We start from the raw sequence: 532 nt of genomic DNA, 5'->3' as shown, positions 1-532 counted from the left end.
GATCCTCCCGCAGGTCGGCACCGGCGCTGAACACCCGCCCGCCCGCGCCGGTCAGCAGCACCGCGCGCGTTGCCGGGTCACCTGCGGCTTCCGCCAGCGTCGCGACCAGCGCATCCTGCATCGCGCGGCTCAACGCATTCGCCGCCTGCGGCCGGTCCAGCGTCAACCGCAGCACGCCGCCATCCAGGCGGTCGATCGCCAGCGTCATGCCCCGGCCTCCCGCCGCAGCACCAGCGCGTCCAGCACGCGCACGCCCTGTCCGTCCGGCAATACGGCAAGCGGGTTCACGTCGATTTCCTCGATCTCATCAGCAAGGTCGGCGGCGAGCCAGGAGAAGCGCGCGATCGCATCCGCCAGCGCCGCCACGTCCGCCGCCGGCGCCCCGCGCACGCCGGCTAGCATCGGCGCCAGGCGCAATTCCTCCAGCGCCTCCGTGGCCTCCTCGACGGAAACCGGTGGCAGCCGGAAGGTCACGTCGCGCAGCACTTCCACATGGATGCCGCCGAAACCGATGGTCAGCACCGGCCCGAAG

At 72.4% G+C, this 532-nt stretch carries 2 protein-coding genes; both read right to left on the bottom strand.

Going from position 1 to position 532, the window contains the following annotated elements; genetic code table 11:
* Positions 1-208, bottom strand: a 208-nt coding sequence (locus tag ACLD7X_RS18245; protein WP_411425102.1) for an enoyl-CoA hydratase-related protein, incomplete at its 3' end; no start/stop codon positions are given.
* The coding region (locus ACLD7X_RS18240) for an acetate--CoA ligase family protein (RefSeq protein WP_411425101.1) at positions 205-532 on the bottom strand (328 nt) is incomplete at its 5' end. The genes ACLD7X_RS18240 and ACLD7X_RS18245, both read right to left, overlap by 4 nt.

It is taken from the genome of Aphanothece microscopica RSMan92 (genome assembly GCF_046613545.2).
Classification (GTDB): Bacteria; Cyanobacteriota; Cyanobacteriia; order PCC-6307; family Cyanobiaceae; genus NIES-981.
This window is presented reverse-complemented; position numbering and strand designations above follow the sequence as displayed.